Source organism: Candidatus Viridilinea mediisalina, from assembly GCF_002532535.1.
Lineage (GTDB): Bacteria > Chloroflexota > Chloroflexia > Chloroflexales > Chloroflexaceae > Viridilinea > Viridilinea mediisalina.
In genome coordinates this window covers 1-7,564 of record NZ_NQWI01000169.1, presented here as the reverse complement: position 1 = coordinate 7,564, position 7,564 = coordinate 1, and the positions used below count along the sequence as shown (strand labels likewise).

Genomic DNA, 7,564 nt, shown 5'->3' with positions numbered 1-7,564 from the left:
AGCTCAGCGCATCGTGTCAGCTTCGGCCCCCAATCGCGGGCGGGTGCGCGGGCCTGGGATACCTTCCAAACCTTGGCAGCCACGGCGGCCAAACTCGGCGTGGGGTTCTTTCACTACCTCCACGACCGGATCGTCACGCCTGCGACCACGCCAACCTTAGCCGAGCGCATAGCCCAACGGGCTGGTGTCGCCATGCCATCGGCGGCCTGATCCAGCGGTTTTGGAGAGGATACATCTACAATCTACAATCTACAATCTACAATCTGCAATCTGCAATCTGCAATCTGCAATCTACAATCTGCAATCTACAATCTGCAATCTACAATCTACAATCTACAATCTACAATCTACAATCGTAAATGGTATTACATTGCCTTCCCCTACCTGAACGATCACCTCACCGCCCCCACCTGCACCCCTAGATCGCGGCGGTCGCTCTGGCGCGCATCTTCTAACGCCGGAATCCACGGGCGGTTGCGTAGGTTGAGCAGGAGGCTGCCCGTGGGAGTTGGGGGGAGTTGGGTTGGATCGAGGTCTATAAGGGCGATACCTGGTTCTTCAGTGAGCAAGAAGCAGCCCAATTCAACCCATGCGTTGGTCTGGGTGGGCCAGGGTTGGTCTTCGGGGAGCGCACTGAGGCAGACTTCGGCTGGCCCCAAGTGGCTAGGACGCTCGCCCCCGGCAAGGCTGAGGGCCACTTGCTGGGGGGCTGCCCCGACGGGCCAGGGCAGGCGTAGGATCGCATTGCCGTTGCTCCAAGCATAGCGCGAGCCGTCGGGGCGCGCTTCGGGGCGGTGGAAGCCTACTACCTGCGCCGCGAAATCGAGTGGCGTCAAGGGCAATGGGGCGCTCGCTACGCGCCCTGCTTCGCCGGGTACGAGGCGGTAGATTGCAAACCCCAGGCTCAACTGCGAGACATTGCGCGGCTTTTGATCCAGCAGTTGCTCAAATTCAGGCAGATCAAGTGTGAAGAAGCCCACCTGCTCCAGGTCGAAGCCCGGTAGCGCAAAGCTTGCGCCGGAAGCGCCAAGTAACACGTAGACCTGATGGCCCTGTGTGTGTAGGCGCTCAACTGTCGCGGCGAGTTCATGGGCATATTTGCCCGGGCTGGTGCTCTTGACCGCAAAGGCATCGAGGCCATAGATGAAGCGCAGCGGCGTGGCCACCATATCAGGCACATCGCGTGCTTCGGCGTAGATCGGCGCTCCCCCACGCATGAGCAGCACGTCCCGTCCGGGGCTAAACTGGGCCGCCAGGCTGTCCAATTGCGCCAATGCGCCCCGATATTCCACATGGCCAATGATGGGCCGATTGGTCACAATCAAGAAGAGCAGCAAGAGTAGCGCCATGCCTGTGGCGCTCGCAAGGCGTAGGCGTTGCAACCAGAGGTTGCCCATTCCTCCCGTTGCCAAGGCCACGAGCGCAAAGGCCATGCCTAAGCTCAAGGCGGGGTAGGTGATCGGCACGAAACGGCGCAAAATGTAGATATAGTGCTGATCGGAGGTGCCATAGGTTTGGCGCACATAGAAGAGTGTGCCCACAAAGGCGACACTCAGAAAGAGCCACGAAGCGCTATTCAGCCCACGCCGCAGCCAGAGGGCGTAGCCGATGATGCCGAGTAGTAGGCCCAAGGGCGAGAGGTACCAGCCAACCCGCACCAGGTTGGCCAAGGGGATCAGATACTTCGGATTGATCGGCGCCGGCTCAGAAGTCAGACTGGCCGGGTCTACCGCCATACGCTGCCACCAACTCATGGTACTATACTCATTGTACCAAAGACGCAGCGGAATCCGGATCGGCGCACCCACATAGCCTTGCAGGCGTAGCCAATTGGTCGTCTGGTTGCTCAACGGCCCGGCCCATGGCCCTCGTTCGGCCAGCAGTTGCTCGCGCAGCGCAACGGTCGCCTCGTGATCGGGGGTAGCCTCCCAGAGCGGGCCAGGCGCGAAGAGTACACCGGCCTGATTGCGCGCCTCAGTGACGCCCATGCGCCCGGCGCGCACATCGGCGGCCACCAGGACTGGATCGCGGGTGAGCGGATCGCTCCAACCGCCCCGCGTATTGAAGAGTATATCGCTATCGAGCAGCGCTGGACGCACGAAGTAGGCGTAACCACCAAGCAGCAACACCCCCGCCGTCAGCAGATTGAGCAGCAGCGTGCGCCGCGCTAGCAGAGCCGCCTCAAAGCGGCGCAAGAGCCACCCATGGCGAGCGAGCAGCAGCAGGCAGAATAACGCCACCAACAGCAACCCCACTTCCGCCACCAAGCGCACCCAGGCATCCAGTTCCAGATTGCCGGGCAGACGCAGCGGACGCACCAGCGCACTCCGCGCCCCCTCCAGAAAGACCTCGCGCAGCACCTCAGTCATAAAGGGCACACTGAGCAACGCCACCAGCGCATAGTCGCGCAGCAGCCGCTCGTGGGCAGTATCAAAGAAATAGGCGCGGGCAACAAAGAGGATATGCAGACCAGCGTGGAGCAGCATGAGCCCCATGCCGACGGCGAGCGCAGTATGCACCAGTTGCCAGCGGCGGGTCAGTGCCACATAGAGCAAAAAGGCCAACACCGGCCCGAGCAAAAAGAAATCGATGCGCGTCAGGGCCACTTGGCCAATCGCCAACCCGGCCAGCAGGGCCGCAACCCAAGCGGGCCGCTGATCCTGTGCTTCAGCAGGTACCAAGCGCCGATCCTGCCCACCAAAGGCCACCGCAAAAAAATAGAGGCCCACCCAGATCAAACATTGTGCCGTTGTCTCTGCGGTTGAATAGCGTGAAAACCAGATCTGCACCCCATTCAGGGCCAAAAAGAGCATAGCCAACAGCCCGACCCAGGGGCCAGCGAGCCGTCGCCCCAGCATGCCCACGCTCCAAACCCCCAGGAAGCCCAGCAGCCCAGGCGCAAAGAGGCCAAAGAGCGGGCCGCCTATGGCGGTGAGCAGGCCAATCCAAGCGGGCAGCAGATGCAGCCCCTGCGGCACCACCCGGCCAGCGGGCACCTCACCCTCATTGATAAAGAAGCCTGCCGCCCGCAAGCGACTCGCAATATAGCGCTCGCGGGGCTGACTAATCATATAGTTGGTAATCGCTTGACGCGCCGGGCCAGCCACGGCCTCATCCTCAGACTGAGCCTCTTGGCCCCAGCGTGCCACCAGCGCATCATGCTGCACCAGGCTGCCAGTACGCGCCAGCGCCATCCCCGTGGTCGCATAGACCCCGGCATCACGCACGCCAACCACCGTCTCAAAGGGGCGCGCCACCAGCAGCAGGGTTAGCAGCAGTGCCCCCCCAACAGCGGCCAATTCCCAGCCGCGCCAACGGGCTTGTTGCGGCGGGGGGCGTGCATGGGGCAGGAAAACAAGCAAAGCCCCAAAGCCCAAGGTGAGAACCACATGCAACCAGAGGCTAAAAAAACCTAGTGCAGCCAAGAGCAGCGCCAGCCAACCCGCCCAAAGCGCCCCGACCACCACCCGTTCAAAGTGGCATTCCAATAGATCGGCGGGCGCACCAAAGCGGCGGATCCAAGCCCAACCGGGCAGATAGAGCAGCAACAGCAGCAACAGGGCCGCAAGGACGTAGCTCAAAATCCAACCTCAATAATCGTACGCGCCGTGCGATCCTGAAAGAAGCCCACGCCATCCTGAATCAGACCCACATAGAAACCCATGCGCGTCTCGCGGCGCAGAATCTGAACGCGGCCAACAATCTCGACCTCCTCACCGGGCATGAGGAAATCCTCAACTCCGGGCACCGTCCAGTCTTCAGGCGGGCGTTCGGAGAGCGCCCAGCGGAAGGGGTAGCGCAGGGCACCGCCGCCACTATTGGCGTCCCAATCAACCCCAACGCGCCAGAAGCCACCGGCTTGCGCGGCAAAGCGGCCATCTTCCACCGACGAGAAGACCTCATTGGTACTAAACTCATAGCCACTTGCCGGGCCATAGGTACGGATCGGCACCTCGCCGGTATTGCGTACCCGCACCGTCACCGTAATCACACTGCCCAGCATCACCCGTTGGGGCGCAATGCGTGCGGAGACGATGCGCGCTTCGGGGTGGCCGACATCCTCAAGGCCAATGTTGCCCTGGCGCTGCACCACATTGCCATAGAGGTCTTCGGCACGCACGGTGTAGGTGTAGACCCCGGCGGGCAGCAGCGAGCCATTGGGCCGCTTGCCATTCCAGACATGGTGCTGCTCAAATGGCCCCTCCTGCTCGCGCGTCACCACCGGCACCACCTCGCCAGTAGGAGTCGTAATCGCAATATCCACCGTTGCCGTAATCGGCAAGCGATAGGTAAACTCGGCAACATCATCAATCGCATCGGCATTGGGCGAAATGACTTCGGGCGCAACCAGCAGATTCTCAATCGCAGGCAAAGGAATCTCGCTGCCAGCAATGGTAAGCGGCAAGCGGCGTTCAGCCTGCTGGTCATCAGCAGCGGTCGCCGCAACCACCACCTGGTAATCACCGGGGGGCAGCATGCGGCGCAAAATCATGGGATCATTGGTAGGCACAGTGCCATCAAAGCGCAGCACATAGGCTTCACGGTGGGCCGGACGCACCTCATCGCGCCGCAAATCGTAGCGCGTACCATCAGCCGCCAGCAGATAGATATCAACCTGCGCCTGACGCCCAATCGCATAACTAATCGTCAGCGGCGCAGAAGTCTCAGTCGGCGCAAACGAAGCCGCACTCAGGCTCACCTCACCAAGCACCGCACCAGTACCACAGCCAGCAAGCAACAGCAGCGCAACAACAAGGCTCAACGTGAGCAGCATGCGGCGCACGGCAAAAAAGAATGGACATTGATGGATCATAACGGGCGCATGCTAACAGGATTCGGGCAATCGCGCAAAATGTTGCTACGCCAGCTCACTCTCTGCCATAGCCCTCCGGCGGGCTATCATCTGCTGCAGGGCGCGGCGACGGCTATAGAGTGCGGCCAGCTTCATACCATTGGCGCGTGTGTCGGCGGCTTGGGCCACAGCCTGGATGTGTTGATCCAGGAGTGTAATCATGTGCTCAAGGTGAGCGATGAGCGCCTTGGCACGCTGCTGAATTTGCTTTCGCAGACGGCTCTGCTGTTGGGCGTTGCTGCCTTCAAGCAGCGCTTGTACCCCGAGAAAGGCCCCAGTGCCTAAGAGTACCGCGATGCCAATGCCGGGAACCATGCCGAGGCCGAGGCCAAGGGCGGCAAGACCTGAGGTAATCCCGGCGGCACTCAGCCCGATGACTGAGCCAGAGACATAGACCGCCGCGATGGGCACGCCTACGGCAGCAAGGCCCGCTGCGGCGAGTTTGGTTGCTTGGGCTGCTGCGCGATCATTCTGGCCCCGCAGCTTGATGGTGCGTAGATCACGCATGAAGCGCCAAATGGCCCGGTATTGCTCATCGTTCACGAGCAGAGTCTGGCGTGCCTGTTCGAGCATGCGGTCTTGGCGCAGATCGAGCAGATCATTAGCCCAAGCAATCTCAACCAAGTTGAGCATCAAGGCATAGCGTACCTGCTCTGGTGCCGCTGGAAAGGGCGCAAGGGCCATGCTGAAGTCGGGTGGGGCCACAATGTAGTTATAGATCAGGTCGCGCCCATTAGCCGAAAGTCCTTCAAAATCTACCAGATCAATGATCAGTTGCAACTCATCACGATCAAGGCTCCCATCGCTATTGGCCAGCGCATAGAGCGCCCCGGCATACGCGACGCGCTGATGTTCGGGGAGCGCTGCGATGTTGACGAGGTCTTCAGCCACGACCCCACTAACCGCCTGGTGGACCTGTTCAACCACTTCGTGCAAACCCTGTTCAGCCTGGCTTGCTACTTCCTGGGCCAAACGTTCCGCTTCACGGCGTGCTGCATCAAATTTCTGCTGCGTTTTACCCAGCGTTTTGCCAAGATCATCCCAGAAATCGCCCATAGTTCCTCCTATCTTGCGTACCATCCCTAGACATGCTATGCTTAGGGCTACCGGCGGTGCTGCATCTGTCCCGCCGCCGCCGTAGTGTGTAAGGCTACTGCCATGACGATCACCGACCGCATGCTCATCGGCGCCATTGCCAACAATCCGGCCAATTATGAGGGTGACGGCGAATGGCGCTACTCAATCCCCCACAAGGCGATCTTCTTTAGCAAGGCTTCCGAACCCGATCCGCGTGACAAGGAGCCCTTCTTTGCACTACCTTCCCTCGACCCTGATGGTTCAAAACGCCGCGAACGTGCCTTCCGCGCCTTCATCAGCCGCCGCTGGCCTCCGAGCCGCCAGCGCGAGCTTGAGCACTTCGCGGAACGGCGGGGCTGGAATTTGGCCATGGAGTTGAAGTATGGCGGCGGTGCCCTCGAAGATAGCGAGGCCGAAGAGTGGCAATATGTTGTCAATCGTGAACTTGAACGCCTCGCCGCTCAAGTTCGTGAACAGATTGCTACCTTGGAGTAGGAAAGTAGGAGGGTAGGAAAGTAGGAAAGTAGGAAAGTAGGAGGGTAGGAAAGTAGGAGGGTAGGTTCATGGCATGTAGAAATTAGTAGTATGTCCTCCTCCCTCTTTCCTACTTTCTCTTTCCTACTTTCTCTTTCCTACTTTCTCTTTCCTACTTTCTCTTTCCTACTTCCTAGCCCACTCATTGCCCACTAAAGATCAAGTCGCGCCGTGCAAAGGCGTAGAGCGCCAAACTCAGCAACGCAATCAGCAGCGATGTTTGGGCCAACAGGTTGGCAATGGCGGTTGCGTTGCCATAGTCACGGGTAACTGCCAATTGGAAGCCGTAGAACGCGGGGACGAGCGGGCCGCCAAGGAGTGCTTGGGTGGCGCGCAAGAGCGTTTGCAGCGTCTCTGGGATAGCAGCCATCATCTGGCCGGTAATGAAGTTGCTCGAAAAGGCTAAAGCTATCAAGCCGAGCACAAAGAGCCGCCAACTGGTGGGAAAGACCAGCGGCGAGAGCATGAGCAGCAGCGCGGCTAAGAGGCCAATATTCAACATGAGTGGCAGTGTGCCCAAGCACCAGCCGAGCAGGTCAAGTTCGGGCGGCGGGTTCAAGATGGCCACCAGCAGCGACAAGATGCCATAGGTTCCGGCGACAATGCTACACGCACTCAGAAAGAGGCCAAGCAGAAAGCTTGCTCGCCCCAGCCCGCGTGCCAGCAACACATAACTCTGAGGACGGTCGCCCAGCCCAATGATGGCCGCCATCGTGTAGAGTGTCAACGCAGGCGTGAAGACGCCCAAAACACTGAAGAAGTAGTCGTCGGTCATCGGGTTGCGAAAAAAGATCGCATAGACCAACATGAGCGCGACGACTTCAATCAAGACCCGTCCTGAGCGCAGATATTCAAGTAGGGTAAAGCCGGTGAAGCGTAGCATGTGCATAGTGCTGCCTTTGGGGGGAGGAGGGCATAGGAAAGGAGGAAGGAGGAAGGAGGAAATAGGAAATAGGAAATCGTGCAAACGTAGTGCCAACTTATGGTCTTCCAGTAAATAATCCGCTAACCAGACCTCGCAAATCTGGCATATCTATCAGGTCTAGCCCGTGCCGCGACACCGGATTAATTTCTGGAACACCATTAGTCGGCATCCGGGGG

At 59.6% G+C, this 7,564-nt stretch carries 6 protein-coding genes and 1 pseudogene; 3 read left to right on the top strand and 4 right to left on the bottom strand.

The window, feature by feature from the left end; translation table 11 throughout:
* Together CJ255_RS20260 and CJ255_RS23810 are read left to right on the top strand one after the other, a co-directional pair.
* A pseudogene (locus CJ255_RS20260) lies at positions 1 to 210 on the top strand (IS66 family transposase); the annotation flags it as partial.
* A 10-nt stretch (positions 211 to 220) separates the two neighbouring features.
* Positions 221 to 388 carry a hypothetical protein gene (locus CJ255_RS23810; RefSeq protein ID WP_165774847.1) on the top strand — a complete coding sequence of 56 codons (168 nt, stop codon included), beginning with the start codon at positions 221 to 223 and terminating at the stop codon, positions 386 to 388.
* A 4-nt stretch (positions 389 to 392) separates the two neighbouring features.
* Here the strand turns inward: CJ255_RS23810 and CJ255_RS20255 are convergent, their stop codons facing one another.
* From CJ255_RS20255 to CJ255_RS20245, 3 genes are read right to left on the bottom strand one after another with little or no spacing between them, the layout of a single operon-like run.
* On the bottom strand, positions 393 to 3,581 hold the full coding sequence (locus CJ255_RS20255) for a hypothetical protein (protein ID WP_097645898.1): 3,189 nt from the start codon (positions 3,579 to 3,581) through the stop codon (positions 393 to 395).
* A complete protein-coding gene (locus CJ255_RS20250) occupies positions 3,578 to 4,813 on the bottom strand; it encodes a flagellar hook assembly protein FlgD (protein ID WP_097645897.1) in 1,236 nt (411 codons plus the stop codon). Before CJ255_RS20250 ends, CJ255_RS20255 begins: the two co-directional genes overlap by 4 nt.
* A gap of 45 nt (positions 4,814 to 4,858) precedes the next feature.
* Complete coding sequence (locus CJ255_RS20245; RefSeq protein ID WP_097645896.1) at positions 4,859 to 5,908, bottom strand: hypothetical protein; 1,050 nt, start codon at positions 5,906 to 5,908, stop codon at positions 4,859 to 4,861.
* A 102-nt stretch (positions 5,909 to 6,010) separates the two neighbouring features.
* Here CJ255_RS20245 and CJ255_RS20240 point away from each other — a divergent pair, with 102 nt between their 5' ends.
* Complete coding sequence (locus CJ255_RS20240) at positions 6,011 to 6,424, top strand: hypothetical protein (RefSeq protein ID WP_097645895.1); 414 nt, start codon at positions 6,011 to 6,013, stop codon at positions 6,422 to 6,424.
* 181 nt (positions 6,425 to 6,605) lie between these two features.
* Here CJ255_RS20240 and CJ255_RS20235 read toward each other — a convergent pair whose 3' ends face one another.
* Entirely contained in the window at positions 6,606 to 7,352 is a 747-nt protein-coding gene (locus tag CJ255_RS20235) for a hypothetical protein (RefSeq protein WP_097645894.1), read from the bottom strand.
* Between the last annotated feature and the right edge of the window lie 212 nt (positions 7,353 to 7,564).